The following is a 26,963-nucleotide window of genomic DNA, read 5'->3' as shown; positions in this document are numbered from 1 at the left end:
TCCGGCCGGGCCGCCAGCGCCGCACCGAGCCGGCGCAGCAGTGCCGCGCGGCCGTCGAGGCCGAGCAGCGGATTGTCCGGCCCGGCCTGGAAGGCGCCGGCCAGCGCGTCGGTCGTCAGTGCGCGCAGTGCCGCCGCGTCGACCCGGTACGGATCGTCGGGGTCGGAGGAGAACAGCCCGGCTTCGAACGCGTGCAGGCCGGCGACGGCCAGTCCCTCGGAGCGGGTGAACGTCCGGCCGTCCTCGTGGAACTCCCAGTCCGGCCCGGCCCCGGCGTCCAGCAGGACGCTCACCACCGTGAGGTCGATCATGGTGCGGGCGCGCGCGGCCGGGTCCGTGGCGGGGAGGCGGGACTCGAGGCGCTGCCTGCGGTCGACGCCGCCGGCCTCGAAGTGCCGCCACCGGCTGTGGTACGGGATCCGCAAGTCCGGGAAGCGTTTCCGTGTCACGGCGGCCACCTCTGCCGCGGCATGCGGCAGGGCGTCGTCACGCACCGCGAACCACGGCGACCCGCCGGAACGGGCCCGGTCGAGCAGATGGCGCGCCCGCTCCCGGATGACGGCGGGTGAGCGCAGCGCCGCGACGGCGTTGGTGTCGGGTGTGGTGGCGACGGTGCTCACGCCTCGAGGCCCCGGCCCTTGGCCTTCGCGAGTTCCTCGGCGTCGGGGACGGGTCCCGGCGTGAAGTAGCCGGCGGCCGTCTTCGCGTCGATCTCCACCCGCGCGTCGGCGGGGATCAGCTCCTCGGGGATGTTCACGCGCTCACCGACCTCGATCCCGGACCCGGTGATCGCGTCGTACTTCATGTTGCTCATCGACACCAGGCGGTGGATCTTGGTGATGCCCAGCCAGTGCAGGACGTCGGGCATCAGCTCCTGGAACCGCATGTCCTGCACGCCCGCAACGCATTCGGTGCGGGCGAAGTACTGGTCTGCCGTGTCGCCGCCGACCTGGCGCTTGCGGGCGTTGTACACCAGGAACTTGGTCACCTCGCCCAGCGCGCGGCCTTCCTTGCGGGAGTAGGCGACCAGGCCGACGCCGCCGTGCTGGGCGCCGCGGACGCACTCCTCGATGGCGTGCGTCAGGTAGGGGCGGCAGGTGCAGATGTCGGAGCCGAACACGTCGGAGCCGTTGCACTCGTCGTGCACCCGCGCGGTCAGTTCGACGGCCGGGTCGGCGAGGTCACCGGGGTCGCCGAAGATGTAGAGCGTCTGGCCGCCGATCGGCGGCAGGAAGACCTCGAGGTCGGAGCGGGTGACGAGTTCGGGATACATGCCGCCGGTCTCCTCGAACAGCACGCGGCGCAGATCCGTTTCGCTGCAACCGAAGCGCTGCGCCACCCCGGGCAGGTGCCACACCGGTTCGATCGCCGCCTTGGTGACGAGTGCGGCGCCGTTGGCGAGCAGCACGTGCCCGTCCGGTTCCAGCCGGCCCCTGGCGATGGCGTCGGCGACCTCGGGCAGCACGACGTGTGCCTTGGTGACGGCGATGGTGGGGCGGATGTCGTAGCCGGCGGCCAGTTCGGCGGCGAACACCTCGCCGACGGTGGCGCCCCACGGGTCGAGGCTGACGATCCGCGCGGGATCGCTCCACTGCGGGTGCGGGCCGATGCGGTCGGTGGGTGAGGTGTCGGTGAGGTCGGCGCGGTGATCGCGCGACAGCGCTCCCGCGGCGACGGCCAGTGCGCGGTACACGCTGTAGGACCCGCTGTGCGTGCCGATCACGTTGCGGTGCCCGCGGCTGATGGTGGTGCCGACCACCGGGCCGCGCTCCGCCGGGGTCGCCGCCCCCCAGTGCAGCGGTGGGGCCCCGAGTCCGCCGCTGTGGGAGGTCAGCCGGATGTGCCCGGCGGGCCTCGGCGCGGCAGGCGGCGGCGCTGCTGTGGCATCAGCGGGCATGTGCGCTCCTCGGCCGGTGGGGAAGCCGCCAGCTTAGTGACGGCCGCCGGATGCGGCCACCCGTGCGCCACCACCTAGCCTGGCAGGCGTGAGTCACAAGCGCGTCGTCGTCGCGGGCCTCGGCGACACCGGAGTGCTCACGGCCATCAAGCTGGCGCGCCGGGCCGACGTGGTGGGCATCTCGGCCAAACCCGGTCTGCTCAGCGGGCAGGAACTGGGCACCCGGCTCAGCCGGCCGCACGACTGGGCGCGCGACTACTGGATCCCGTTCGACCGGCTGCGCGGCCTGGACCGGGTGCGCACGGTGCACGGCGAGATCACCGGCGTCGACCTCGACGGGCGCACGGTCGCCGTGCGCGGTGCGAACGGCGGGGTGCACGAGGAGCCCTACGACGCGCTGGTCATCTCGACGGGGGTGACCAACGGGTTCTGGCGGCAGTCCACGGTGCAGGACGCGAGCGCGGTCGGGGCGGATCTGCGGGCGGCTCACGACCGGCTGGCCGGCGCAGGCACCGTGATGGTGATCGGTGGGGGAGCGGCCGCCGTCAGCACCGCCGCGAACGTGGCGGCCACGTGGCCGGCCAAACGGGTGGGCCTGTACTTCCCCGGCGAGCGGGCGCTTCCTCATCACCACGACGGCGTGTGGCGGCGGATCCGGCGAAGGCTCGAGGAGTTCGGTGTCGCGCTGCACCCTGGCCACCGTGCGCTGGTGCCCGACGGCTTCGCATGCGATCAGATCACCAGCGGACCGGTGCACTGGCGCAGCGGCCAGCCCGCCGCCTCGGCCGACGCGGTGTTGTGGGCGATCGGGCGGGTGCGGCCGAACACCGCATGGCTGCCCGGGGAGCTGCTCGACGAGCAGGGGTTCGTCCGCGTGACGCCGACGCTGCGGGTGCCGCACCGGCCGGGGGTGTTCGCGGTCGGGGACGTCGCGGCGACCGACCCGCTGCGCTCGTCTGCGCGCAACCGCGCGGACAAGCTGTTGGCGCACAACGTCATCGCGGAGTTCGAGGGCCGCTCACCGAAGGAGTACCGGGCGCCGAAGCGACGCTGGGGTTCGGTGCTGGGCGTGCAGGCCGACGGGCTGCAGGTGTTCGCGCCCGGCGGGCAGGCCTTCCGGTTCCCGGCCTGGTCGGTGGATCGGATACTGCTGCCGCTCATCGTGCGACGCGGGATCTACGGCGGGGTGCGCGACAACAACCCGCTCTGAGTGGGCAACGGGCAGAAAGAAACCCGCCGCCGCAGCGGGGCTGCGGCGGCGGGCCGTTGTGTTACTGCTGGATTCAGCCGGCCATGAACTGGTCGTAGGCCGACTGCAGATCCGGCGACAGCACTGCCACGTTGCAGGTGCGCTGCGTTTCGCCGATCGGCGCGAGGATGTCGCGCAGTTCGTAGTACTCCTGCGAGTTCGCAGTGAAGTACCCACGCAGGTTGGCCTCGGCCGCCGGGCTCGGTTGGCTGAGCGCCGACGTGACCGCCTGGTTGGCGCCCGGGTGGGCGGCCAGGTAGTTGCGCGCCTCGCCGGTGACCGAGCTGACCGTGTTCGCCACCTGGTCGGCGTTGCACTGTGCGGGCGCCGCGACGGCGCTCGGCGCTGCGATGGTCGCTGCCGCCAGGCCCCCGAACAGGATGCCTGCGCTCGCGCCGGCAATTCTCCGGCGCATGGTGTTACCACTAGAATTCATGATCGTCCTTCGTATTGCGAATTGATTCCGTGCGAATCCCCCGCCCCCGCAAACCAAGGTAGCCGAATGTCCGGAGCACCAAACCCGAGCCGCGGGCCTGCGGAAACGGTGTCGCGGAGCGTTACATGATCACGGCGTGACATGCGCCTCAATAAGGGCGGAATTCGATAAGCGCATCCGCAGATCGCGCCGGTTTCCTCAGAATCGCCGCCCGGCTCTTAAATGATCGTGATGTGCGCGGTGATCGAATTGTTACCTTCGGCCTGCGCCGCCGCGCGGGATCTCCTCTGCGATGCGGTCCATCAGTGCGGTGTAGCGGTTCGCCTCCTTGTGCTGCCCGGGCTTACCGCTGCTGACCAGTCCGGCGGCGAGTCCGCGCTCCGGGTCGGCCCACACCGCGACGTTGGTCAGGCCGAGGTTGCCGAACGCCGAAGGGGCGTTGCGGCCGAATGGGCCGAAGCGCTTCGACCCGAGCATGTAGCCGGTGCCCCAGCGCAGCGGCATCAGCCCCACCGCGACGTCGGGGCGCAGCCGCCGGCACGGTCGGGTGGCCGCGTAGAGCGTCTCCGGTGCCATGACCCGCACACCGTCGAGTTCGCCGCCGCGACGCAGCAGCTCGGCGAACCGGGACAGCTCGTCGGCGGTGGAGACCGTGTTGGACGACGGCAGCACGCTGGTCAGGTACTGCGGGCTGTTCGAGAACGGGATGATCTTGTGCAGCGGCCCGCCGGTGGCCAGCTGGAAAACCTTCTGCATCGGCGCGGGCAGCGGAACACCCGTCGCATGGCTCGGCGCCACCTGCGGGACGTCCTGCGGTGCGACCCCGTAGTTGGTCCAGCGGAAGCCCAGCGGTTCGAGGATGTCGGTGGCCAGGATGTCGCGGATGTTGCGTCCGGCGGCCGCGCCGACGATCTCCCGGATCAACGGGCCCCACGTGAGCCCGTGGTAGATGTGCACCAGCCCGGGGCGGTGCAGCGGCCGCAGGCTGCCGAGCATCTCACGGGTGTACTCGCTGTCGTCCATGCGCTTGAGGTCGACGCGCGGGCCGGTGTAGATGGGCACGCCGGCGCTGTGGGTCATGACGTGCCGGATCGTGGTGCGTTCCTTGCCGTGGCCGGTGTACTCGGGCAGGTGGTCGCACACCAGGTCGTCGAGCGACAGCACACCGCGCTCGACGAGCATGTGCACCACCGTCGTGGTGACGAACTTCGCGGTGGAGTAGACGCAGAACGGCGTGTCGGGGGTGACGGGCACCTGCTCGGCGCCGGGCGGGTCGCCGGGAGCGTTGCCCCAGCCGTGGCCGATGGCCCGGTTCAGCACGATCCTGCCGTTGTGACGCAGGCAGAGCTGTATCGCGGGGTGCATCCCGGCGGCGTACCAGTACCGGACCGCGGCCCAGATCCGCTCGATCGACGCCGGGTCGACGCCGGAGTGGTCCTCGGCGCCGACGGCGGTCACGGCGTCGAGATCAGCCGGGACGCGGATCCGGCCGTCGGAGGGTGCTTCGAGCTGCGATTCGGCCACCTCGACAGGCTAACCACACCTCTCCGGCGGATGAATTCGTCGCTCGGATACAACAGCTTTCGACCTCTGACAAGCGTCGACGCGGATGTCTGCGAGATAGTGACATATGCAACACCGCGGTTGGTTTTAACGCTCCCGCAACACCGGGTAGCCCTATGGCCAGGTGCAAACCGGCGCCGACAGAACACCGTCAACGCCAAAGGGGCTAACCATATGACTACCGCAGAGACCACCACCTTGCTCGCGCAGTTGCGCACGCTGCTCGACCTCACGTCCACCGAGATCCAGGTGGCCGAGACCCGCGTGGCACAGGCCCGTACCGAGGCCGTCCGCAACGAACTCACTCAGAACGCATCGAACGGCCGCGACCGCGCCGAGGCCATCGAGCAGGCCATCCGCGACCTCGGGGGCTTCCCCGACGTCATCGGCCCGTTCCTGGGTCGTGCCGCGGCCGCCGTCAAGGCGCTCACCGAGCAGGCGCAGCCGTTCGACGAGGCGCTGCTGGGCGACCTGGCGCTCGAGCACCAGCTGCTCGACCGGGCCCGTTACACGAAGGCGCTGGCCGTCTCGGCCCGCAACAAGGACGTCGAGAACCTGGCCACCCGGCTGATCACCGCACACGCGGCGACCGTCGACTGGCTCACCACTGTCCTCGCCGAGGACGCGCTGGGCGGACCCGCCGCGCTGCGCCGCACGCCGATCCAGGCGTTCACCGGTGCGACCGTCAAGCTGGTCAACGTGCCGGTGACCTGGACCACCCGCGGTATCGACCGTGCGCTTGACTCCGTGCGTTCGGTGCCGCCGGCGCTGAACGAACTGCGCAACCGGGGCGTGAACGCCGGTGAGATCGCCGCCAAGACGATCAGCGCCTCACGCGACGCCGCGCTGAACGCCGCTGAGCGGGTCACCCGCCAGGAAGGCGCCGACGACGCGGCCGATGCGCTTCACAACGCCCGGTCGGCCACCGGCGTGCTGGACGCGTCCGAACTGCCGATCGCGGACTACGAGGACCTCAACGTCAGCCAGGCCGTGGCCGCGGTGAAGGACCTCGAGGACGCCGCCGACATCCGGGCGGTCATCCACTACGAGGAGGCCCACAAGAACCGGTCGAGTGTCGTGTCCGCCGCGCAGACGCGCGTCGCCGACATCGCCAAGGAGATCGTGGGCATCAACAGCTAGGTCTCACACGAGAGGCAGAACCCCGGCGGCCACGGTCGCCGGGGTTTTCTCGTGCCTGGGGTCACGCCGGCCAGCGCGGTGACCGGCCGAGGTGGGCGACCAACAGGTCGAGGTCGGTGGCGCCGTCGCCGGCCTGCACCGCCCGACCGAACGGCGCTCCGGCGACGGCGCGCGTCTCGTCGTCGGGGACGATCCGCGCGACGGACAACGCCGCGGCCGCCACGTCGTCATCGAGTGCGAACGGCCTGCCGAGGCTGCGTGCCACGTCCCAGCCGTGCACCGCGTAGTCGACGAAGTGCATGGCGATCGCCACCGACCCGGGGAACACCGCGTCCGGCCCGAATTCGGGCAGGGCGAACGATGCTTCGGCCACGCCGTCGGCGCTGAACGCGGCGAGCAGATCCTCGGCCGCCGCGGTGTAGCTGCCCACCGGGTCGGCAGCGGCGGCAATGCGATCGGGATCCCAGATCTGCAGTTCGGTAGCGGCACCTCGCGCCGCCGCGGCGAAACCGTGGTGCTGGACCGTCATGTGCGCGAGCAGGTGGCGCAGCGTCCAGTCGCCACACGGGGTGGGCAGATCGAGATGGTCGGGGGTGACCGCGGCTACGGCGTCGACGGACGCGAGCACGGCGCGGCGGTGCAGAGGACGGATATCGCTATCGGTAAGCATGAGCAGATCGTATGCGCATGCGTACGATATGGCAATGCCTATACTCGCGCGGTGGCGGGACGGTCGAAGCGGCGCGACCTGGCGGCGATGCTGGCGCCGCTGGTGCGCGACACCATCGCGGCCGAACGTCCGGTGCTCGAGGCGCACGGCCTGTCCATGTGGGGCTACAGCGTGCTGGTCGCCCTCGACGAGTCCCCGATACGCACGCAGGCGGCCCTCGCCGAGGCCATCGGCGCGGACAAGACCCGGATCATCGCGACCCTCGACGAACTCCAGGCGCAGGGCCACATCGAACGCCGTCCCGACCCGGCCGACCGGCGGGCGCGGCTGCTCGCGATCACCGGGCCCGGCCGCGCCGTCAAAGACGCTGCGCAACAAGAGATCCAGCAGGGCGAGGAACGCCTGCTCGGCGAACTGACCGACGCCGACCGCCGCGTCTTCCTCCGGGTGCTCGACCGGTTGTCGCGCCGCCCGTGAATCAGCGCGTCAGGAAACCCGCGTCCAGCTTCCACTCGGTGCCGGTGATGAACGCCGCCGCGTCGGACACCAGCCAGGCCACCGCGCCGGCCACGTCGGCCGGTTGCAGCAGCGGGATGCGCAGCGCGTTCTGCTGACTCAGCAGCCACGGGTCGGCCGACTCGAAGAGCGCCATCGTGGTCTCGTTGAGGATCATGTCGGTGGCCACGCCACTGGGGTGAATGGTGTTGACGCGGATCGACTCCGGCGCGAGCTGACTCGCCCAACCCTGCATCAGCGCGACCAGGGCGCGCTTCGACGCCGAGTAGGCCTGCAGGCCGGGCCGGTCGGTGCCGGACGCCTTGATGCCCGCCGTCGAGGAGGCCAGCACCACCGAGCCGCCGCGGCCACCGGCGAGCAGCGCGGGGATGGCCGCCTCGACGGTGTTCCACACCCCCACCAGGTTGACGTCGACGACGTCGCGGAAGATCCGCTCACGGTCCTCGCCGGAGGTCAGCCGGATGATGCCGGCGTTCGCGATGACGATGTCGAGGCGGCCGAACAGGGCGACGCCCTCGTCGACCACCGCGCGCACGGCGGCGCCGTCCCGAACATCGGCCTGCCGGGCCAGGATCCGCCTGCCGAGCGCCTCCACCTCGCCGGCCGTCGCCGCGAGATCCTCCGGTGTCGAACCTGGATAGTCGGTCGAGTCGAAGTCCGCGCAGACGTCGAGCGCGATGACGTCTGCGCCCGCCGCTGCGAGCCGGACCGCGTACGCCCGGCCCAGGCCGCGCGCCGCCCCGGTGACCAGCGCGACCCGGCCGTCGAGCGTCTGCTCAGACATGGTTGTCCGGGCTGGGGAAGTTCACGTCCTTGGTGACCGGCTTCCACTCCTCGATCGAGGCCGACATGGCGGCCAGCTTGTCGCGGGTGGCCTTGAGCACGTCGCGGCCGAGCAGCAGCCGCAGCGGCGGATCATCGAGGGTGGTGAGCATCAGCACCGCCTCGGCGACCTTGCGCGGGTCGCCGGGCAGGTCGTTGGCGAACTGTTTGATCAGCGTCTTGCGTGCGCCGACGTGTTCGGCGTAATCGTCGACCGGAGTGGCGGACTCCTTCATCGACCGGGCCGCCCAGTCGGTGCGGAAGGCGCCCGGCTCGACGGCGCACACCTTGATGCCCAGTGGCTTGACCTCGGCGGCCAGCGCCTCGGTGAGCGCCTCGAGGGCGAACTTGGTCGACGAGTAGTACGCGTTGGGAGGGTTGGCCACCAGCCCGGTCATCGACGAGATGTTGACGATGTGGCCGCCGCGGCGGGCCCGCATCTGCGGCAGCACCGCCTTGATCATGTCGACAGCGCCGAAGTAGTTGGTGTCGAACAGCTTCCGCACCTCGGCGTCGTCACCCTCCTCCACCGCGGACATGTAGCCGTAGCCGGCGTTGTTCACCAGCACGTCGACTCCGCCGAACGCGTCGTCGGCGGCGGCCACCGCGGCCGCGATCTGACCCTTGTCCGTCACGTCGAGGGCGACCGGCACGGCGCGGTCACCGAAGGTGCCGGCGAAGTCCGCGACGGCCTCGGCGCGCCGCGCCGTCACCACCACGCTGTGCCCGTTGCCCAGTGCGACACGGGCGATCTCGCGTCCGATGCCGGTCGAGCATCCGGTGATGAGCCAGCGCGCCACGTCAGACCGTCCCTTCCGGAAGGCGCCGCAGATACGCCGCCCGCCGTGCCGCCAGTTCCCCGGCGCGTTCCTCCGGTGTCACCCGATCGAGTCCGGGCACCTCGGCGTCCAGATCGTCGAGCTTGACCACCCGGCCGCGGGCACCGAGATCCTCGCGCGGGCCGTCCGGACCGAACTCGGCCATCCGCAGCGTCAGGATGCCCTCGTTCAGGCCGTCGGTGTCGATCCAGTTGCGGGTGCCCGGATCGGTGGCGGAGATGACGTAGGTGTAGCCACCGCCCTCGCCCGGATGCGACTGCGCCTTGTTGAGACTGCCGGTACGGTCCACGATCTCGAGGGTGGTGCCCCAGATGTTGCTCAATGGCACGGTGAAGTACTCGGCGCCGCCGTCGTCGACGTCCACCACGAACGCCTCGTCGGGTCGCAGGTCGAACCGGCCCATCACGTACACCTGGTTGCGCATGGCGCCGGCCCGGTCCGCCGACCATGCCAGGTCGAAGTGGTTGGCCGGCATCTTGTACACACCGTGGCTGAGCTTGCCGGTGAAGTTCGCGAAGTGCGCCATCATCGCCGCGGTGGCCTCGGCCTGTTCGTCGAGCGTGCGGGCCGACCCCGCGGGCGGCCCGCCGAGGCGCTCGACGGTGAGGTGGTTCGGGTCGTCGCGGCCCCAGTCGAGCAGCACGTCGCGGATGTAGAACTCGTGCGCCTCCGGCGTGGAGCGCACGTAGTTGGGCCTGCCATTCGCGGGTTCGGAGTCCACGGCGATGGTGAACGACCCGTCGGACTCCACCTCCATGGTGCGGCCGTTGAGCACGTCCACGGTGCCCATGTTCGCGTCCCACAGCGTGAAGTAGTTCTCGGTCATCCGGTGTTCGCCGACGCGGCCGCGGATCTCGTAGCGTTCGTCGCCGCTGATCGGGATCACCCTGTACACGCTGTCGGGATTGTCGATGCCCCAGCGTGTTCCGGGGATGGCGCGGCCCGCCACCGGGTGCGCCAGCCGGGTGATGCAGGTGACCTTGGGCCGCAGCGGGTCCTGGTTGGACGACCACACCGCCGCGGAGAACATCACCTCGGCGAACGCGGCGTCGAAGCGCTCCCGCATGGCGGCCGACGGCTTCGCGCGGGACAGCCAGTTCTCGGCGACCGAGCTGTAGGCGGCCCGCACGGTCGGGTGCGCGGTCAACTCGAGGGCGGCCAGTTCGTGCTCGTGCTGCGCCGCGGTCGCGACGGGGTGGTCGGTCATCAGGTCCTCGGGTGTCGGAAGCGTGAGTTGTACGCCGCGAAGCGGTCGTCGATCTGGGCCTCGGTGAGCCCGTAGTCCTGCAGCGAGTACGGCGGACGCTGCGGAGCGCGCGGCCGGTCGACGAGCCACCGGCGCATGGCCGCCTCGGCCTCGGCGGTCAGGGGCAGGCCGATGGCGTCGTACACCAGGGTGACCGCTGCGATCGGGTCGTCGACCGCGTCGGCGTAGGCGATGTCGGTGACGCGTGCGGCGGGCCACTGCGCGCGCACGGTCATGGCCCGGTCGGTGGTCCAGCCCATCCGTTGCAGCCACTGCGCCCCGACGCGGTGCCGGTCCACGGTGTTGGCGTGCATCGCATGCAGCGTCGCGTTGAGGCCGGCGCCCGAGGCGACGGTCTCCCGGGGGTCGCGGTGCATGTGCACCACGTGCAGATCGGGGAACAGCTCACGCAGAGCGTCGAGGTAGCCGAGGTGGGCAGGCGACTTCAGCACCCAGCGCTGGGCGGTGATCCCGGCACGACGCTTCTGCCACTGCAGGAACTGCAGCATGCGGTGCAGGTACGCGTACGCGGGCGTGAAGTCCTGCGTGTCGATCCACGACCGGTACCGCGGCACGTGCGCACCGGACTCGGGCACGTGGGACAGGAACGCGTCGGACAGGAAGACGATCTCCTCCTCCGGTTCCCGCGCGTACATCGGGTGGATGGCGAACAGCTCCGGCGCGAGCTCGCGCGTCTTGGCCTCCCTGGCCTCGCTGACGGCGATCCTGTAGTCGGGTCCCGACCAGTCGTGGTCGAGGCGGGGCGCCACCTCGACCACCTCCCAGCCGTAGGCGCAGTGCAGGCGCGGATCGGCGGCCAGCAGCCGCTGCATCAGCGTGGTGCCGCTGCGCATCATGCCGACCACCACGATCGGCGCGGCGATCACCTCGTCGAGGATCCCGGGGTGCCTGCGGATCCACTCCTGGGCGCGCAGCCGCATCCGCAGGCTGTGCACGATGCCCGAGCGCAGGATGTGCACGCCGATCTCGTTGAGGTCGGCGCCCGCGTAGTCGTCGAGCAGGACGGCCAGCGGCTCGGAGAAGGGCACCGGCCCCCAGTCCTCGAGACCCTCCTTCTGCTGCGCGGCCGACATCACCGCCGTGACGTCGAAGGCGGCGGCCTGCGCCGTGCCGGTCACCACTTGAGGTGGTGACTCATGTCGCCGGCCTGGTCGACGAACATGGTGCGGGAGTCGAACCACCAGCGCCCGTCGACCCGGTGGAACGTGTCGTGATAGCGCCCGGTGACGATCACCTGCAGCGGCAGGTCGGGTGTGGCCTGCGTGACGAGGTAGTACGACCGGGCCGACGCGTTGCCCGCGGACTCGTCGACCTCGATCCGCACGTTGGTGGTGTGGTGATGGGTCTTGGGGGTGCCGTCCTCGTAGAGCCGGGTCGCCATGTCGTACATCTGCCGCACCCGGGTCGTGCCCTCGAAGACCGTCTCCGGCGGGCCGTTCTCCACACCGCAGATCCGCCCGTGCGCGAACAGGTCGGCGACCGCGCCGAGATCGCCGGCGTCGATCCGCTCGGCATAGGAGTAGATCAGGTTCTCGATTTCGCGTGCGCTGTCGGTCATGCGGAATGCCGCGTCGTCAACGATGCGCGAATGGCGTTCTGGCGCAAGGGCGACCCCGCAATCCGGCCGCGGAGGCCGTCATGGCCAGCCGTACTACTGGCTCTAGTCAATTAACCAGCCGTGAACAGCGGTGTCAACGGCCGGGGCCGGTCCGGCGCGGTGCCCACACCGGGCTACCCTCACACCGTGACCACACCGTGGGCGCCGAGCCGACTCGGCAACCTGACCGGCAAACGCATCGTCGTCACCGGGGCCACCAACGGGGTGGGCCTGGGCACCGCACACGCGCTGGCCGCGGCCGGAGCGCACGTCATCATGGCGGTCCGCAACACCGAACTCGGCGCCCAGCGCGCCGCGGAGATCGGCGGCTCCACCGAGGTCCGCAAAATCGACCTCGCCGACCAGTCGTCGGTGCGGGCGTTCTGCGCCGACCTCGACGGCGAGATCGACATCCTGATCAACAACGCCGGAGCGCTCACCCAGACCCGGACCGACACCGTCGACGGCTTCGAGGGAACCATCGGCACCAATCTGCTCGGACCGTTCGCCCTGACGAACCTGCTGTTCGACCGGGTGACGTCGCAGATCATCACCGTTGGGTCGAATGCGCACCGCAACGCGACCCTGCGCCTCGACGACATGCACCTTCGCACCAACAAGTGGACCGTGATGGGCGCCTACGCCCGGTCGAAGATGGCCGTGATGCTGTGGGGCCTGGAACTGGACCGCCGGTTGCGGGCGGCGAAGTCACCCGTGGTCAGCCAGCTGACCGATCCGGGCTGGGTGGCGTCGAACATCTCCCAGGTGTCGGACAAGCCGCTGATGGCGGTGGCGCACAAGGTGGTCAAGGGGGTGGCCGACCGGCTGGCCAACGACATCGACGCCGGCGCAGCGCCGACGCTCTACTGCATCAGCGAGCCCATCCCGCCGGGCAGTTACGTCGGAGTGGCCGGTCGGATGGGCCTGACGGGCGGGCCCGTCCTGATCGGCCGCAGTGAGGTCGCCTGTGACTATGCCGCGGCCAAGCGGGTGTTCGAGTTCGCCGAGCAGGAGACGAACACCACACTGCCCGTCTGATCCTCAGATGCCGTAGCGCAGCTTGACGCTGCGGTAGCGGTCCTGCAACTGGGCGGTGCGCTGCGCCGGCGTCACCATCGCGGTGCCGGGCGGCAGCGCGTCGAGCAGACCGGCGCGCGGCACCACCCGGGTGCGGAACACCGCGGCGTTCCGGCTCGCCAGGTTGCGGTAGGTCAGGTTGCCGTCCGAGAAGCCCTGCGTGTCAAGCCAGTTGTGCACCAGCGGATCGTCGTGCGACAGCACCAGCCGCACCACCCCGTCGTCGTCGACTGCCGTTCGGGCCGGGGTGTAGCTGACCGGCCGGTGCAGGAAGTCCATGCTCGAGCCGAACACGCCGGCCATCCCGAACACCCAGAATCCGTCGTGGGCGTCCATCTCGACGATCAGCGCCTCGTCGGGCGCCAGCCGCCACACCATGTGCGCCGCCATCCGGCCGCGCTTGGCGTCGGCGTCGGAGTCCGCGGACTTGTCCGCCGGAAACTGGTTGAGCTGCAATGGGTCACACACGCCGCCGGAGTACCGCCACGAATGCTCGGGCCAGTCGCGCATCGCGCCGGTGAGGAAGTCGGCGGCCCAGCCGAACGCCTCGGTCATCCGGTCGGCCGACGGCGGCGCTGGGGGCCCGGTCATGCCCACCCGTTCGATCGTCAGCGTCGTCGGTGTCTCGTACCAGGCGTCGAAAGCCTCCCGCACGAACAGCTTCCGGCTGCCCGCGGTGGTGGGCAGCCAGTTTTGCGGGCGCTGCGGCCCGCCGACGTACACCTCGAAACGGCCGTCGGCGTCGGTGACGATCTGGTGGCCGAACAGGTTCGCCTCGGGGATGTCGCCGAAGGGTTCGTGCAGCGACGGCCAGTCGGTGCCGGGGATGGTCTGCGGTCGCGGTCCCTGCACGGTGATGTTCAGCCACCGCGCGGTGCCGCGGGTGCCGGTGAGCCGGTAGGTGTGCGCGCCGTCGATCCAGGCCTGCCGGTAGGTGAAGTCGGCGACGTCGCCGCCGAGCTTGCGGGTCGGCGTGCAGAACGGGTGCAGCTGCGGATACGCCGGGTCGCGGGTCTCCAGCGCCAGGTCGAAGGCCTGCCCGAGGTTCTGGGTGAGGAAGCGGAAGGCGTCGGCCCGCTGCACCGATGTGCCGGGGTTGGCGTCCTTGAACGCTTGCGCCCCGGCGTCTTTCAGCCGGTCGCAGAAGTCGCGCCACGCCTCGTCGAGTGCGTCGTCGGCGGGTCCGTCGCGAAAGGCCACGCTGTTCAGGCTCCCAGGCGCGTCAACAGTTCGGACAGGTGGTGCGCCGCACGCGCGGTGGCAGGCGCGGCGCCCTCGGCGTCGATGCGCGGCCCCACCAGTTCGATGTCGAAGACGCCGCCGTAGCCGGTCGCCAGCACGTCGCCGAGAATCCGCGGCAGGTCGATCGTCCCGTCGCCGGGCACCGCCCGGCACGGCGCGGTGCGGTCGCCGAGCACGTAGTCGCTGACCTGGACCAGGCCGGTGTGCGGTGCCGCGCGCTCGATGAGCCCGCGCAGGCCGGCCTCCATCCAGCAGGCGTGCAGGTCGACGCACACGCCGATACCTGCGCGCTCGGCCAGGGTGATCGCGTCGGACAGCGTGTGCGCCATGTGGATGTCGGCGTTGAACGGCGAGGCGTTCTCCACCAGCAGCCGCACTCCCGCGGCCTCGGCGGCCTCCCGGCCCTGGCCCAGCAGATCGGCGAACCGGTCCGCGGCTTGCTCCCACGTCAAACCGCCGCGGCCGCCGGTGAGCAGGTACAGCCGCTCGGCGCCGAGCTCCGCGGCGGTGTCGACGACCTCGAGCAGCCGCCGGCCCGCCTCGCCGGTGTCGCGTTCGATGTCGGGGTGGACGGCGAAGACGTGGTTGACCGCGGCGACCCGCGGCCCGCCGCGGCGCAGCGCGCGCCACGCCTCATCGGGCAGCGGGAACGCCTGGCTGACCAGTGTCATGTGCTGGATTTCCAGGGACCGGCAGTGCTCGACGAACACCTCGGTCGGCTGGCCGAGGAACGCCACCTGATGCAGGCAGACGCGGGAATGCACGGCTAGGAACGCTTTTCGATGGGGACGCCGAATCGTTCCCGGAACGGGCGGAACTCCTCGTGCAGCGCGTCGAGATCCTCGCCGATGTCGGTGAGCACGTCGGTGGAGTACCGGAACTTGCCGTGCCGGTCGCCCTTGTTGGTGGCCAGATAATCGCGCATCGCCGTCTCGGCGCCGGCGGTGAGCTCTCGGCCGGCGAACCCGTAGCAGCCGCGGACGGTGGCGACGGGGTCGGCGACGAAGTCCACGTAGCGGACGTGGTGGATGCGCGGATCGGCGGCCAGCGGGTTGGTCATGGTGTTGGCGATGCTGGCCCGCGTCATCTCCAGGTGGAACTTCGCCTCCGCAGCGAGGTCGACGGGGCCGACGAGCCCGTCGGCGATGTCGGCCATCATCATCGTGCGCGACGCCGCCACCTGCACCGGATCGCGGTGCAGCCAGACCAGCCGGGCGTCGGGGTAGGCGTCGAAGAACTCCGCCAGCCGGAATCCATGGAAACCCTTGCACACCCACTGCTTCGGCGGCCTGCCGTACTGCAACTGCTGCAGCATGGCGCGGTGGATACGGTACTGCGCTCCCGCGTCGGTCGGCAGGCCGGCCGCGAGCGTCTTCATCGGCACCCGCCACCACGCCGTCGGCGTCATCACCCGGAAGTCGAACGCCCACGTCCGCTCGTCCTCGGGCAGTCCGTCGCCGAGCATGTCGTTGTACGGATGGCTGTGCAGCCACTTGGGCAGCTTGGCGTTGATCTCCCGCCAGTCGTCGTCGGCGCGGGCCCGGCGGGGGTCGTCGGGGCCGGCGAGCCCCGGTGGCGGCGACGGGTACATCACCTCCCAGAACCGCAGCGCGCGGGCGTCGGGATCGACCGACATCAACGCGTGCATCAGCGTGGTGCCGGAGCGCGGTTCGCCGGTGACGAACAGCGGTCGGTCGATCACCTCGTCGCTGATCGGGTGACGGCGGCGGTCTTCGAAGAACTCCAGCCGGGACGTCAGCAGCCATCGGCACACGTCGGCGGCCTGCCGCCGCCCGGCGTCGTCGAGGCCCGCGGTGTTGAGGTGGTCCACCGCCACGGCGAACCGGGCGGGCAGGGTGTCGTCGCCCCAGTCGGTGAGGCCGGTGTCCCGGCGTGCGGCGTCGAGCAACTGGTTGGCGTCGAGTGCGTTGCGCGACAACGTGATCGGTGCCGGGGCGGCCGCGGGATCGTCGAGCAGCGCGAGCAGCAGGTCCTCGGTCTCGCGGACCTTGGCCGCCGATGCGGCGCCGTAGGCAAGCCCGGCCATGGCGCCGTACTCCATCAGCTTGAACACCCGCATGCCTGCGTCGGCGAAGTCCTTGAGCCGGTGCGCGACCTGGCTCGGGGTGCCACACGGGAAGATGTCGCGGATGGCCTGGGTGTCCACCTCGTCGCAGAACCGCAGGATGTTCTCCCGGGACAGCTTCACCGGGTCGAAATCCTGGACGCCGCGCCAGTTCTCGCCCATCGGATGCCGGTGCCCGAAGGCCCGGAGGTCGGCCGCGGTCAGCAGCAGCAGGATCGACTTCACCAGCGGCGCGCGCAGCATCTCGGCGACCTCGTCGTCGTCGCCGATCAGGCAGATCTGCGTCAGCGCGGGCACGATCGCCAGCGGGTCGCGGTCGGCGCGGTCGGCGGCCGCCCGCACGGCGGCGAGCTTGGCGGCGTAGTCCTGCGGGGTGTAGGCGCCCATCGGCCACCAGCCGTCGGCGTACCTGCCGGTGAGTTCGAGCATGCGGGGCCCGGCGGCGCCGATCCACAGCGGCGGGCAGCGGCCGTCGACGTGCGCGGTGTCGAGGCGGGCGTGGTCGAGGCGGTAGAACTCGCCCTGGAAGTCGACCGGGCCCTCGCTGTCCCACAGCAGCCGGATCACCCGGATCGACTCCTCGAGACGGCTGACGGGCCGGGCGAAGTCGAAGCCGTAGGGAACGATGTTCTCCAGTTCACCGGATCCGAGGCCGAGGATGAAGCGGCCGTTCGACAGGTGATCGAGGGTGAGCGCCGTCTGCGCGAGCAGTGCGGGGTGCCTGCGCACCGTGTCGACGACGCTGGTGGCCAGCGGCGTGCGCTCGGTGAGCACGGCCGCCGCCGCAGCGACGGCCATGGCGTCGAGGTTCTGGTGTGGCGAGGGTGAGGCGGTCGCCAGGTCGGTGAACTCCGGTGTCCAGATCGCGTCCGGCCAGAAGCTGACCATGTGGTCGGGTATCCAGATGGAGTGGTACCGGCCGGAGTCGTACGCGCCGAGCTGGTCGAGCCCGAGCGGCAGCGTGGTGCGCAGGAACGCGGCCGGTTGCACCTTCATCGCGGCACGCTTGAACAGGGGCTGTTGAGCACTCGCACAGCATACGAGCCCCGCCCCTCTCGCCGCGGCAACTTCCGGCGTCCAGGTCGTCAAGGGTCCGCGAGAGCTACGTACGCCGGCGTTGCTGTGCGTTGATGTCGGCGTCGAAGACGCCCGGCGGGTGGGCGGGCGGCTCACCGGCGACCGGCCAAGGGCATGACCCGGCCCCCGGAGTGGCGGGAACGCCTGAATGCGCTGCACCCGCGCTTGCAGGGTACCTGTGCGACGCGACGCGCGCCCCCGCCGGCACCCGGCCGCAGAAGGCCCGATCCGGGCCGCGCAGGCACCTGCTGTCGCAGGCGTCACAGGGTGCGGGTGCCAACGTTAGGGAAACCCCCGATTCCTTCACCCCCGGTGCACGTCAAGACTTGGCGACAAGGGACACGTGCGGCGCGGCGAATAGACAATCGCGTCACGAAGGGGGAGGGGACAGCATGATCCAGCAGACGGAGGAGCGGCGGGTAACCGGGGAGCACCGCCCGAGTCTGATCGGGCAGTTCGGGGGGCCGCGGCCGCTGGAACAGCGCACCATCGGCGGGCGCACCGCCAGCGAGGTTCCGGGACTCGACATCGGGGAGCTGCGGTCGTGGCAGAACTTCCTCGACGCGTCGCTGCGGCTGACGGCCCGGCTCAACCGGGTGCTGTCCGACGCGCACCAGGTGGGGTTGTCCGACGTGCGGCTGCTGCAGCGGCTGCACAAGTCCGACACCGGCTCGGCGAGGATGGGGGACCTCGCCGATGCACTCGTGGTGTCGGCCAGTCGGATCAGCCGCCAGGTCGGCCGGCTCGAGGACAAGGGCCTGGCCAAGCGGATGCCGAGCGAGAAGGACGGCCGCAGCGTGCTGGCCACCATCACCGAGAAGGGCAGCGCCCTGCTCGAAGAGGCGATGCTGACCTACGGGGAGGCGATCCGCGCGCACTACCTGCAGCAGCTCTCGCGGCCGCAGACCGCGGCGATGGCGGAGAACTGCCGGCGGATCAACGCGGCGCTGATGTGCGAGGACACCATCTGAGCGGGCCGGCTCAGTCGAACGCGGTCGGCCCGCCCAGCACCCGCAGCGGCGGGTTGCGCACATAACGGGCCTGATTGCCGCCGGCGACGCGAGCCTCGAGCATGGCCGCAGTCGCGATGCCGATCACCTCGTCGAGCACCTCGTCGGGTGGATGCAGGGTGAGCGGTCGCAGCGGCGTGCTGACCACCCCGATGCTCGCCGTCAGCCCTGACGGGGTGGTGGCGACCGCTCCGCGCAGCCGCTCCACCAGCGGAGACGCGTCGGCGGTGGTGAATGTGTCGGCGATCAGGAACTCGGCGTCGGCCTCCCCGGTCAGCACGTGGGCGATCACGGCGTTCTGCCGGACGTTCTCCCGCATCGTCTGGCCGACCGCCACCCGCACCTGGTTGCCGACGTGCTCACCGCCGACGTCGACCCGCAGCGAGAAGCTGTCGATGCTGACGACGACCATCACGAAATAGCGGTCGTCGTCGCGGCTGCGCGACGCCAGCAGCGTGGCGGCCCGCAGTCCGAAGGCCTCGCGGTTCAGCAGGCCGGTGAGCGGCTCGATCTCTGCCTGGTCGATGTCGGTGACGATCAGCCGGCTGGCGGTCCGGCAGGTGTAGATAACCACCACGTTGACCGTCGTCACCAGCACTGCTCCGACCACCGCCAACGTGGCGTCGCCGGTCATCCGAAGGCCGAGCGTCAGCAGCGTGGCGGCGACGCCCACCCACACCACGGCGAGCAGTCGCAGCGAATGGAAGAAGGCGACGTACGCGGTGATGATCGCGAAGCACGTCGCCCCGAGCAGCCCCAGCAGCGGAACCGGCTGGATCAGACATCCCGCGGTGACCGCGACCGTGCCGATCACGACGCTGGTCGCCGACTGACTGCGGCTGGGCCAGCGGCGGCGCAGCCACAGCAGCCCGACGACCAGGCAGATCACCGCGACGGCGGCGGCGATCGTCCGGTCGCGGGCCGTCTGCGGTCCGATCGAGCTGGTGGTCAGGATCAGCGGCAACGCCCCGGCGACGATCACGGACCCCGCGATGACGCGGCACGTGCGCACCTGGGCGCCCCGCGCGGCGAGAATCGCCGTCAGCCAGTAGTAATGGTCCGCGGGGACCACTCGCCTCGACGCCGTCATACCCGGGTCATCTTCCGTCCGAACTGTTCACGCCCCCGGCTGCCCACCCATTGTCCCTATCGGCACCGGCGGCTTTCTCATTATCCGCATTTGCCGACGGACATGTTGACTGCCGGTTAGGGGACCCTTAGTTTGTGGTGATAGCTTTGCGCGAACCGGCTGGTGTGGACACGCCCGGTCCGGACTCCGCCCACCCGAATGTTCGGCAGACGATGGCGTGGCGAAGTGCCGCGGGAGAGGACACCTGATGGCACGCGGATTCCAGGGCGCCATGATGAAGGGGTTCGGCGCGCGGGACCACACCGCGACGGTGATCGAGACCGAACCGATCGCACCCCACTTCGTGCGGATCCGCATGCACTCGCCGACCGTCTTCGAAGACGTGGTGCCCGAGCCCGCCGCGTGGCTGCGGTTCTGGTTCCCCGACCCAGACGGGTCCGAGTCGGAGTTCCAGCGCGGATACACGCTGTCGGAGGCCGACGCAGAGTCCGGCCGATTCGCCGTCGACGTGGTGCTGCACGAACCGGCCGGTCCGGCGTCGACGTGGGCCAAGACCGTGCAAGCCGGCGCCACCATCGAGGTGATGGCGCTGATGGGGTCGACCCGTTTCGACCTGCCCGAGGAACCGCCCGCGGGCTACCTCCTGATCGGTGACGCGGCCTCGATCCCCGGCATCAACGGCATCATCGGCGCGATCGACGCCGACGTGCCCATCGAGCTCTACCTCGAGCAGCACGACGAGAACGACCCGCTGATCCCGATCACCGAGCACCCGCGGCTGCGCGTTCACTGGGTGGCCCGCCGCGACGATAAGTCCCTGGCCGAGGCACTCGAGGTCCGTGACTGGTCGAACTGGTACGCGTGGGCGACACCCGAGGCCAACACCCTCAAGCACGTGCGGAACCGCCTGAAGGAGTTCGGGTTTCCCAAGTCCGAGGTCCACGCCCAGGCGTACTGGAACGCGGGCAAGGCGATGGGCAAGCAGCGCGGTGGCGCCGAGCAGGAGGCCGCCGCACCGACCGCGCCCGTCGTGGCGCCCGCACCCGCGGCCGAGGCCCCGGCTCCGGCCCCCGCTCCTGCCGCCGCGCCGCAGGGCAGCTGGCGGTCGCAGGCGGCAGGCAGGCTGATGGCGCCGCTGAAGACACCGCTGATCGTCTCCGGTGTGCTGCAGGCGGTGATCACGCTCGTCCAGCTGGCGCCCTTCGTGCTGCTGGTCGAACTCGCGCGGCTGCTGCTGACCGGCGCCGACGAATCTCGTTTGTGGGCACTGGCATTCGCCGCGCTGACACTTCTGGGTGTCGGCACCGTGCTCGGCGCCGCGCTGACGCTGTGGCTGCACGCCATCGATGCCCGGTTCGCCCGCGAGCTGCGCGGCCGCCTGCTGACCAAGATGGCCCGGCTCCCGCTGGGCTGGTTCACCGCCCGCGGCTCCGGCTCGATCAAGCAGCTGGTGCAGGACGACACCCTGGCCCTGCATTACCTTGTCACGCACGCCATCCCGGATGCCGTCGCCGCGGCGGTGGCCCCGGTCGCCGTGCTGGTCTACCTGTTCGTCGTCGACTGGCGGATCGCGCTGGTGCTGTTCGTCCCGGTGCTGGTGTGGATGGTGCTGACGTCGACGATGACGGTGCAGTCCGGACCGAAGATCCCGCAGTCGGCCAAGTGGGTGGAGCGGATGAACGGCGAGGCCGGCGCCTACCTCGAGGGTCAGCCGGTGGTGCGGGTGTTCGGCGGCGCCGCCGCGTCGAGCTTCCGGGCCCGGCTCGACGAGTACATCGCGTTCCTCAACGACTGGCAGCGGCCCTTCGTCGGCAAGAAGACGACGATGGACATCGCGACCCGGCCCGCGACGTTCCTGTGGCTGATCGCGGTCACCGGTACGCTGTTCGTCGTGGCCGGCTCGATGGACCCGGTGAATCTGCTGCCGTTCCTGTTGCTGGGCACCACCTTTGGCTCCCGGCTGCTCAACATCGCCTACGGGTTGGGCGGCATCCGGACCGGCGTGCTCGCGGCCCGACGGCTGCAGAACACCCTCGACGAGCCCGAACTCGACGTCCGCGACGAGGCCGCCACCGGTGACGGCGGCCAGAGCGGCACCGTCGAATTCGACGGCGTCACCTTCGGCTACCGCCCCGGTGTGCCGGTGATCAAGGACGTCTCGCTGACGCTGCGGCCGGGCACGGTCACCGCGCTGGTCGGGCCGTCCGGCTCCGGCAAGTCGACGCTGGCCGCGTTGCTGGCGCGGTTCCACGACGTCGCCGACGGCTCGATCCGCGTCGACGGCAGGGATGTCCGCTCGCTGAGCGCGGACGAGCTATACCGGCGGGTGGGCTTCGTGCTGCAGGAGACCCAGCTGGTGCACGGCACCGTCACCGAGAACATCGCGCTGGCCGAGCCGGACGCCTCGCAGGAGCGGGTGTACACGGCGGCCGAGCAGGCCCAGATCCACGAGCGGGTACTGCGGCTGAGGGACGGCTACGACACCGTGCTCGGCGCCGCGAGCGGGCTGTCCGGCGGCGAGCGGCAGCGGCTCACCATCGCCAGGGCGATCGTCGCCGACACCCCGGTGCTGATCCTCGACGAGGCCACCGCGTTCGCCGACCCCGAGTCGGAATACCTGGTGCAGCAGGCGCTCGACCGGCTGACCCGCGACCGCACCGTGCTGGTGATCGCCCACCGGCTGCACACCGTCACCGGGGCCGACCAGATCGTCGTCCTGGACGACGGCCGCATCGCCGAACGCGGCACCCACGACGAGTTGCTGGCCGCCGACGGTCTCTACCGGCGGCTGTGGGACACCGCCCGGCCCGGCGAGGACGCCGTGGCGAGCGCACAGGAGGCGACCCGATGATCCCCACCCTGATCCGGCTCATCCCGGTCGATCGCACGCCGCGGGTGACGCTCTACGCGGTGCTCGCGCTGGTGTCGGTGGTGTTGCGCGCCGTCGCCGCGGTGCTGCTGGTGCCGCTGATCGCCGCGCTGTTCGGCGACACACCGGCCGACGCGCTGCCGTGGCTCGGCTGGCTGACCCTGGCGACGCTGGTGGGCTGGGCGGCGGACAGCGCGACCGCACGGATCGGGTTCGACCTGGGCTTCGCCGTGCTCGACCGCACCCAGCACGACGTCGCCGACCGGCTGCCCGCCGTGCGGCTGGACTGGTTCGACGCCGACAACACCTCGACCGCCCGGCAGGCCATCGCGGCGACCGGGCCGGACCTGGTGGGCCTCGTCGTCAACCTGCTGACCCCGCTGCTCAACGCGGTGCTGCTGCCGCTGGCCGTCGCGTTGGCACTGTTCGCGGTGGCGCCGTGGCAGCTCGGCGCCGCGGCGCTGGCCGGGGTGGTGGTGCTGCTGGCGGCGATGGCCGCCTCGGGCCGGCTGAGCAGGCAGGCCGACCGGGTGGCGGGGAAGTCGAACAGCGCGCTGACCGAGCGGATCATCGAATTCGCCCGCACCCAGCAGGCGTTGCGCGCGGCCCGCCGGGTCGAGCCCGCCCGCAGCCACGTCGGCGCGGCGCTGGCCGCGCAGCACGGGGCGACGATGCGGCTGCTGCTGATGCAGGTGCCCGGGCAGCTGCTGTTCAGCATTGCCAGCCAGCTGGCGCTCATCCTGCTGGCCGGCGTGACGACGGCACTGACCGTGAACGGCGCGATCTCGGTGCCGGAGGCGGTCGCGCTGATCGTCGTCATCGCCCGCTACCTCGAGCCGTTCACCACGCTGAGCGAGCTGGCGCCTGCGCTGGAGACCATCCGCGCCACGCTCGACCACATCCGGGCGGTGATCACGGCGCCGACGCTGCCGGCGGGCACCGGCACGCTGCCGGAATCGTCCGCGCCGCCCCGGATCACGTTCGACGACGTCAGCTTCGGCTACGGGGACACCCGGGTGCTCGACGGCGTGAGCTTCACGCTGGAGCCGGGCGCCACCACCGCGATCGTGGGGCCGTCGGGTTCGGGCAAGAGCACGATCCTGGCCCTGATCGCCGGACTGCACGAGCCGGTGTCGGGTCGCGTGCTGATCGACGGCGTCGACGCGGCGGGCCTGGACGCCGAGAGCCGCCGCGCCGCCGCGAGTGTGGTCTTCCAGCAGCCGTACCTGTTCAACGGCACCATCCGGGAAAACGTGCTGGCCGGCGACCCCAGCGCCGACGCAGGCGAGGTGGCGCGCGCGACGGCGCTGGCCCGGGTCGACGAGCTGACCGCACGGCTGCCCGACGGCGACGCCACCCGCGTCGGCGAGGCGGGCACCGCGCTGTCCGGTGGCGAGCGTCAGCGGGTGAGCATCGCCCGCGCGCTGCTCAAGAAGTCGCCCGTGCTGCTCGTCGACGAGGCCACCAGCGCCCTTGACAACGAGAACGAGGCCGCGATCGTCGACGCGCTCACCGCCGACCTGCGGCCGCGCACCAAGGTGATCGTCGCGCACCGGCTGGCCAGCATCCGGCACGCCGACCGCGTGCTGTTCCTGGACGGCGGCCGCGTCGTCGAGGATGGCAGTATCGACGAACTACTTTCTGCCGGCGGCCGGTTCGAGGAGTTCTGGCGCCAGCAGCGCGACGCCGCCGACTGGCGCATCCACGCCTAGTTCGCCGGGTCGCGTCGCAACGACTCGGGGAGGGATGCGCGTGGCGGACACCAGCAGTGACGTCTGGGAGGTGCTGTCGACCGCCAGGTCGATCCGGCGGTTCACCGCAGATCCCGTCGACGACGCCACGCTGACCCGGTGCCTCGACGCGGCGCGCTGCGCACCGTCGGGGGCGAACGCGCAGGGCTGGCGGTTCGTGGTGCTGCGATCGGAGCGGCAGCGGGCCGTGGTGGCCGAGGCCGCCGCGCAGGCGCTGGCCGTCATCGAACCGGTCTACGGGATCACCCGCCCGTCCGCCGACGACCACAGCCGGCGCGCCCGCGACAACCGGGCGCTCTACGAATTGCACGATCGGGCAGGCGAATTCACGTCGGTGCTGTTCGCCCAGCAGCACTATCCGACCGCCTCGGAGCTGCTGCTGGGCGGGTCGACCTTCCCGGCGATGCAGAACTTCCTGCTCGCGGCCCGCGCGCAGGGGCTGGGGGCCTGCCCGACGAGCTGGGCGTCCTACGGCGGTGAACAACTGCTGCGCGAGGCGGTGGGCGTGCCCGAGGGCTGGCTGCTCGCCGGTCACGTGGTCGTCGGCTGGCCCAAGGGCAGGCACGGCCCGGTGCGCCGTCGACCGCTGGAGACCGTGGTGAACCTCGACCACTGGGACGCTCCGGCGGGCGAGATCATCGGTGCCGGCAGTGCGGAATCCGTCGCCGGAGCGCCAATTGGTCAGCCTGATTAAGCTTCTGATCATGACTCTTTGCGCGAATTGATGTTGTAGTGAGCCACATTGAGTTTTCGGGCGATCTTCAGCCGCTGGTGCGGATTCCGTAGTACCTTCCGATCGAGAAGCAAGCGACCCGTCGTTCCGCTTGGAAGGTGCGCCATGCTGAGCACTACCGAAGACCGTCGTCCGGTCGAGCCGCACGAGCCCGATGACGATGTCGAGTACACCGGCAGGGCCGCTTTCGCGATGCGGCGTCGATCCCCGGCCCGTGTGATCGTGACCGCGGACGGCGAGATCGACGCCACCAACGGCAAGGCGTTGGGCCGATTCGTCGAGCGGCACACCGGCATCTCCACGCAGCTCGTCCTGGACCTGAGCAACGTCGAATTCTTCGGCAGCCAGGGCTTCAGGGCGTTGCACTACGTCGACGTGCACTGCGCGCGGTCCGACGTCGACTGGGCCCTGGTCGGCAGCCCGGCGGTGCGACGGTTGCTCGAGATACTCGACCCGAACGACGAGTTCCCGCTGGTCGAGGACCTGGCCGCCGCCCAGTCGCGGCTGAACTGCCTCGCCCGCTGTCACCGCCTGGTGATGGGTCGCGGCTGAGGAGCCGTCGTCGTCCGCAGTGACATTGGCTGATGGCAGCCATGGCAAACGCAACTAACTCGACTGGCAAACCCTCCTACCCGATCAGGCCCGGGTGGATATGCGGTTATCGTTCTCGCATCCTGGGGCAGTGGGTTCCGGCAGCGAAAATGGGGGTCAATCATGTACCGAGACAGAATTGCGGGGGGTAAGAGAATCCCGGCAGTTCTCGCCGCTGCCGCAGCCATAGCTGCTTTCGGCCTGCTCAGCACCCCCGTCGCGAGTGCACAGCCCGGCCAGTGTCCCGAGGGTCAGTTCCCCAGGTCGGATGGATCAGGATGCGCGGGCATCCCGGATCCCACCGCGTACGGCTGTCCGCCGGGGGATTTCCAGTGCATGTTCGAAAAGGAACTGGGTCCGCGCTGAGCGTCGGTTCGCCGTCCGTGTCCTGCTAACTCCTGAGTGTTGGCCAACCTACGGTCCGCACCGTTCTGACTGATCGGTGCGTGTCGGTGGGTGTCGATATGATCGAACACATGTTCGAGGAGTTGGAAGCCGGGTTCCGGGACCGGTTGCGGGAGCTGGAGTCGCAGAAGGCTGCCGCGGCCGCCGAGCAGGCCCGGGTCGCAGCCGCGTGGGATGCTGTGCGCCGCGCGCGCGAGGCCGCCGAGGGGGTGGCGGCGTCCAAGCGGGGTCGGGGTTTGGCCACCGAGATCGCGCTGGCGCGGCGGGCATCGCCGAATCAGGGTGGGCGGCATCTGGGGTTGGCCCGGGTGGCGGCGTCCAAGCGGGGTCGGGGTTTGGCCACCGAGATCGCGCTGGCGCGGCGGGCATCGCCGAATCAGGGTGGGCGGCATCTGGGGTTGGCCCGGGCGCTGGTCCATGAGATGCCGTGCACGCTGTCGGCGTTGGAGTGTGGGGTGCTCACCGAGTGGCGGGCGACGATCATCGTGCGGGAGTCGGCGTGCCTGTCGGTCGAGCACCGCAGGCAGCTCGATGCCGAATTGTGCGGTGAGATGGCCCGCCTCGAAGGGTGGGGAGACGGTCGGATCGAGGCCGAGGCGAAGAAGATCGCCTACCGGTTGGATGCGCAGGCGGTGGTCGACCGCGCCGCGAAGGCGCCTAGTGAGCGGACGGTGACGATCCGGCCCGCCCCCGATTGCATGGTGTATGTGACTGCGCTGCTGCCGGTCGCCCAGGGGGTGGGGGTGTACGCCGCGCTCAAGCGTGCGGCCGACAGCACCTTCGATGAGCGCAGCCGCGGGCAGGTGATGGCCGACACCCTCTATGAGCGGGTCACCGGCCGACAGGCCGCCGATCCGGCGCCGGTGAGCGTTGATCTGGTGATGTCGGATCGGGTGCTGCTGGGCGGGGACGGCGAGCCGGCGCACCTGCAGGGCTACGGGCCGATCCCGGCGGCCATCGCGCGGCGAATGGTGGCCGATGCTAGGGCTACGGGCCGATCCCGGCGGCCATCGCGCGGCGAATGGTGGCCGATGCT

General features: G+C 70.7%; 24 protein-coding genes and 1 pseudogene. 10 read left to right on the top strand and 15 right to left on the bottom strand.

The window, feature by feature from the left end:
- A partial coding sequence (locus H7I41_RS23165; RefSeq protein ID WP_264014972.1) for a DUF1688 family protein occupies positions 1-620 on the bottom strand: 620 nt, incomplete at its 3' end.
- Complete coding sequence (locus H7I41_RS23160) at positions 617-1,897, bottom strand: GTP cyclohydrolase II (protein ID WP_264014971.1); 1,281 nt, start codon at positions 1,895-1,897, stop codon at positions 617-619. The genes H7I41_RS23160 and H7I41_RS23165, both read right to left, overlap by 4 nt.
- Before the next feature lie 88 nt (positions 1,898-1,985).
- On the opposite strand from H7I41_RS23160, the gene H7I41_RS23155 reads away from it, so the two are divergent.
- Entirely contained in the window at positions 1,986-3,107 is a 1,122-nt protein-coding gene (locus tag H7I41_RS23155; RefSeq protein ID WP_264014970.1) for an NAD(P)/FAD-dependent oxidoreductase, read from the top strand.
- A 73-nt stretch (positions 3,108-3,180) separates the two neighbouring features.
- Here H7I41_RS23155 and H7I41_RS23150 read toward each other — a convergent pair whose 3' ends face one another.
- Positions 3,181-3,582: a heme-binding protein gene (locus H7I41_RS23150; protein WP_264014969.1), complete on the bottom strand. Its 402-nt coding sequence runs from the start codon at positions 3,580-3,582 to the stop codon at positions 3,181-3,183.
- Between the two features lie 252 nt (positions 3,583-3,834).
- A complete protein-coding gene (gene lipE, locus H7I41_RS23145) occupies positions 3,835-5,106 on the bottom strand; it encodes a lipase LipE (protein ID WP_264014968.1) in 1,272 nt (423 codons plus the stop codon).
- 213 nt (positions 5,107-5,319) lie between these two features.
- Between lipE and H7I41_RS23140 the strand changes: the two genes are divergently transcribed.
- Positions 5,320-6,285 carry a DUF8129 domain-containing protein gene (locus H7I41_RS23140; protein WP_264014967.1) on the top strand — a complete coding sequence of 322 codons (966 nt, stop codon included), beginning with the start codon at positions 5,320-5,322 and terminating at the stop codon, positions 6,283-6,285.
- 61 nt (positions 6,286-6,346) lie between these two features.
- On the opposite strand, the gene H7I41_RS23135 is transcribed toward H7I41_RS23140, so the two are convergent.
- Positions 6,347-6,955 carry a TIGR03086 family metal-binding protein gene (locus H7I41_RS23135; RefSeq protein ID WP_264014966.1) on the bottom strand — a complete coding sequence of 203 codons (609 nt, stop codon included), beginning with the start codon at positions 6,953-6,955 and terminating at the stop codon, positions 6,347-6,349.
- A gap of 51 nt (positions 6,956-7,006) precedes the next feature.
- On the opposite strand from H7I41_RS23135, the gene H7I41_RS23130 reads away from it, so the two are divergent.
- Positions 7,007-7,432 carry a MarR family winged helix-turn-helix transcriptional regulator gene (locus tag H7I41_RS23130; protein WP_264014965.1) on the top strand — a complete coding sequence of 142 codons (426 nt, stop codon included), beginning with the start codon at positions 7,007-7,009 and terminating at the stop codon, positions 7,430-7,432.
- Between the two features lies 1 nt (position 7,433).
- Here the strand turns inward: H7I41_RS23130 and H7I41_RS23125 are convergent, their stop codons facing one another.
- From H7I41_RS23125 to H7I41_RS23105, 5 genes are read right to left on the bottom strand one after another with little or no spacing between them, the layout of a single operon-like run.
- Entirely contained in the window at positions 7,434-8,255 is an 822-nt protein-coding gene (locus tag H7I41_RS23125; protein WP_264014964.1) for a mycofactocin-coupled SDR family oxidoreductase, read from the bottom strand.
- Positions 8,248-9,093, bottom strand: a complete 846-nt coding sequence (locus H7I41_RS23120; protein WP_264014963.1) for an oxidoreductase — start codon at positions 9,091-9,093, stop codon at positions 8,248-8,250. Before H7I41_RS23120 ends, H7I41_RS23125 begins: the two co-directional genes overlap by 8 nt.
- A 1-nt stretch (position 9,094) precedes the next feature.
- Positions 9,095-10,339, bottom strand: a complete 1,245-nt coding sequence (locus H7I41_RS23115; protein WP_264014962.1) for a hypothetical protein — start codon at positions 10,337-10,339, stop codon at positions 9,095-9,097.
- Positions 10,339-11,472 (bottom strand): sulfotransferase family protein, encoded by a 1,134-nt coding sequence (locus tag H7I41_RS23110; protein WP_276009486.1) that lies wholly within the window; start codon positions 11,470-11,472, stop codon positions 10,339-10,341. The genes H7I41_RS23115 and H7I41_RS23110 overlap by 1 nt, the downstream gene beginning before the upstream one ends.
- A gap of 41 nt (positions 11,473-11,513) precedes the next feature.
- Entirely contained in the window at positions 11,514-11,957 is a 444-nt protein-coding gene (locus H7I41_RS23105; RefSeq protein WP_264014960.1) for a nuclear transport factor 2 family protein, read from the bottom strand.
- Positions 11,958-12,143: 186 nt separating this feature from the next.
- Here H7I41_RS23105 and H7I41_RS23100 point away from each other — a divergent pair, with 186 nt between their 5' ends.
- The gene (locus H7I41_RS23100; RefSeq protein ID WP_264014959.1) at positions 12,144-13,034 is read left to right on the top strand and encodes an SDR family NAD(P)-dependent oxidoreductase; all 891 of its coding nucleotides are present in this window, start codon (positions 12,144-12,146) and stop codon (positions 13,032-13,034) included.
- 3 nt (positions 13,035-13,037) lie between these two features.
- Here the strand turns inward: H7I41_RS23100 and H7I41_RS23095 are convergent, their stop codons facing one another.
- The 4 genes and pseudogenes from H7I41_RS23095 to H7I41_RS23080 all read right to left on the bottom strand — a co-directional run.
- Positions 13,038-14,273 (bottom strand): DUF1214 domain-containing protein, encoded by a 1,236-nt coding sequence (locus H7I41_RS23095; RefSeq protein ID WP_264014958.1) that lies wholly within the window; start codon positions 14,271-14,273, stop codon positions 13,038-13,040.
- A gap of 5 nt (positions 14,274-14,278) precedes the next feature.
- The gene (locus H7I41_RS23090) at positions 14,279-15,079 is read right to left on the bottom strand and encodes a sugar phosphate isomerase/epimerase family protein (RefSeq protein WP_264014957.1); all 801 of its coding nucleotides are present in this window, start codon (positions 15,077-15,079) and stop codon (positions 14,279-14,281) included.
- Between the two features lie 2 nt (positions 15,080-15,081).
- The gene (locus tag H7I41_RS23085; RefSeq protein ID WP_264014974.1) at positions 15,082-16,254 is read right to left on the bottom strand and encodes a sulfotransferase family protein; all 1,173 of its coding nucleotides are present in this window, start codon (positions 16,252-16,254) and stop codon (positions 15,082-15,084) included.
- A 27-nt stretch (positions 16,255-16,281) separates the two neighbouring features.
- A pseudogene (locus H7I41_RS23080) lies at positions 16,282-17,397 on the bottom strand (LLM class flavin-dependent oxidoreductase); the annotation flags it as partial.
- A 473-nt stretch (positions 17,398-17,870) separates the two neighbouring features.
- Between H7I41_RS23080 and H7I41_RS23075 the strand changes: the two are divergent.
- A complete protein-coding gene (locus H7I41_RS23075) occupies positions 17,871-18,449 on the top strand; it encodes a MarR family winged helix-turn-helix transcriptional regulator (protein ID WP_264014956.1) in 579 nt (192 codons plus the stop codon).
- Between the two features lie 10 nt (positions 18,450-18,459).
- Here the strand turns inward: H7I41_RS23075 and H7I41_RS23070 are convergent, their stop codons facing one another.
- On the bottom strand, positions 18,460-19,578 hold the full coding sequence (locus H7I41_RS23070) for a GGDEF domain-containing protein (protein WP_264014955.1): 1,119 nt from the start codon (positions 19,576-19,578) through the stop codon (positions 18,460-18,462).
- Positions 19,579-19,825: 247 nt separating this feature from the next.
- Between H7I41_RS23070 and H7I41_RS23065 the strand changes: the two genes are divergently transcribed.
- The 5 genes from H7I41_RS23065 to H7I41_RS23045 form a co-directional block, all read left to right on the top strand.
- Positions 19,826-22,429, top strand: coding sequence for an ABC transporter ATP-binding protein/permease (locus H7I41_RS23065; RefSeq protein WP_264014954.1), 2,604 nt, complete (start codon positions 19,826-19,828; stop codon positions 22,427-22,429).
- Positions 22,426-24,159: an ABC transporter ATP-binding protein gene (locus tag H7I41_RS23060; RefSeq protein ID WP_264014953.1), complete on the top strand. Its 1,734-nt coding sequence runs from the start codon at positions 22,426-22,428 to the stop codon at positions 24,157-24,159. The genes H7I41_RS23065 and H7I41_RS23060 overlap by 4 nt, the downstream gene beginning before the upstream one ends.
- A 70-nt stretch (positions 24,160-24,229) precedes the next feature.
- Positions 24,230-24,892 (top strand): nitroreductase family protein, encoded by a 663-nt coding sequence (locus H7I41_RS23055; protein ID WP_264014973.1) that lies wholly within the window; start codon positions 24,230-24,232, stop codon positions 24,890-24,892.
- Between the two features lie 144 nt (positions 24,893-25,036).
- Positions 25,037-25,483, top strand: a complete 447-nt coding sequence (locus H7I41_RS23050) for an STAS domain-containing protein (protein ID WP_264014952.1) — start codon at positions 25,037-25,039, stop codon at positions 25,481-25,483.
- A gap of 515 nt (positions 25,484-25,998) precedes the next feature.
- A partial coding sequence (locus H7I41_RS23045; RefSeq protein ID WP_264014951.1) for a 13E12 repeat family protein occupies positions 25,999-26,963 on the top strand: 965 nt, incomplete at its 3' end.

The organism is [Mycobacterium] manitobense, from assembly GCF_025821665.1.
In the GTDB taxonomy this organism is placed as follows: domain Bacteria; phylum Actinomycetota; class Actinomycetes; order Mycobacteriales; family Mycobacteriaceae; genus Mycobacterium; species Mycobacterium arseniciresistens.
Note: the sequence above shows the minus strand (reverse complement) of the source record. Positions and strands in the feature narration are given on the sequence as shown.

Bases quoted from the DNA above. Each gene is read 5' to 3' on its own strand.
- H7I41_RS23140 (WP_264014967.1), top strand. From the start codon at position 5,320: ATGACTACCGCAGAGACCACCACCTTGCTCGCGCAGTTGCGCACGCTG.
- H7I41_RS23105 (WP_264014960.1), bottom strand. From the start codon at position 11,957: ATGACCGACAGCGCACGCGAAATCGAGAACCTGATCTACTCCTATGCC.
- H7I41_RS23110 (WP_276009486.1), bottom strand. From the start codon at position 11,472: ATGTCGGCCGCGCAGCAGAAGGAGGGTCTCGAGGACTGGGGGCCGGTG.
- H7I41_RS23160 (WP_264014971.1), bottom strand. From the start codon at position 1,897: ATGCCCGCTGATGCCACAGCAGCGCCGCCGCCTGCCGCGCCGAGGCCC.
- H7I41_RS23075 (WP_264014956.1), top strand. From the start codon at position 17,871: ATGATCCAGCAGACGGAGGAGCGGCGGGTAACCGGGGAGCACCGCCCG.
- H7I41_RS23050 (WP_264014952.1), top strand. From the start codon at position 25,037: ATGCTGAGCACTACCGAAGACCGTCGTCCGGTCGAGCCGCACGAGCCC.
- H7I41_RS23125 (WP_264014964.1), bottom strand. From the start codon at position 8,255: ATGTCTGAGCAGACGCTCGACGGCCGGGTCGCGCTGGTCACCGGGGCG.
- H7I41_RS23150 (WP_264014969.1), bottom strand. From the start codon at position 3,582: ATGAATTCTAGTGGTAACACCATGCGCCGGAGAATTGCCGGCGCGAGC.
- H7I41_RS23060 (WP_264014953.1), top strand. From the start codon at position 22,426: ATGATCCCCACCCTGATCCGGCTCATCCCGGTCGATCGCACGCCGCGG.
- H7I41_RS23135 (WP_264014966.1), bottom strand. From the start codon at position 6,955: ATGCTTACCGATAGCGATATCCGTCCTCTGCACCGCCGCGCCGTGCTC.
- H7I41_RS23115 (WP_264014962.1), bottom strand. From the start codon at position 10,339: ATGACCGACCACCCCGTCGCGACCGCGGCGCAGCACGAGCACGAACTG.
- H7I41_RS23070 (WP_264014955.1), bottom strand. From the start codon at position 19,578: ATGACGGCGTCGAGGCGAGTGGTCCCCGCGGACCATTACTACTGGCTG.
- H7I41_RS23065 (WP_264014954.1), top strand. From the start codon at position 19,826: ATGGCACGCGGATTCCAGGGCGCCATGATGAAGGGGTTCGGCGCGCGG.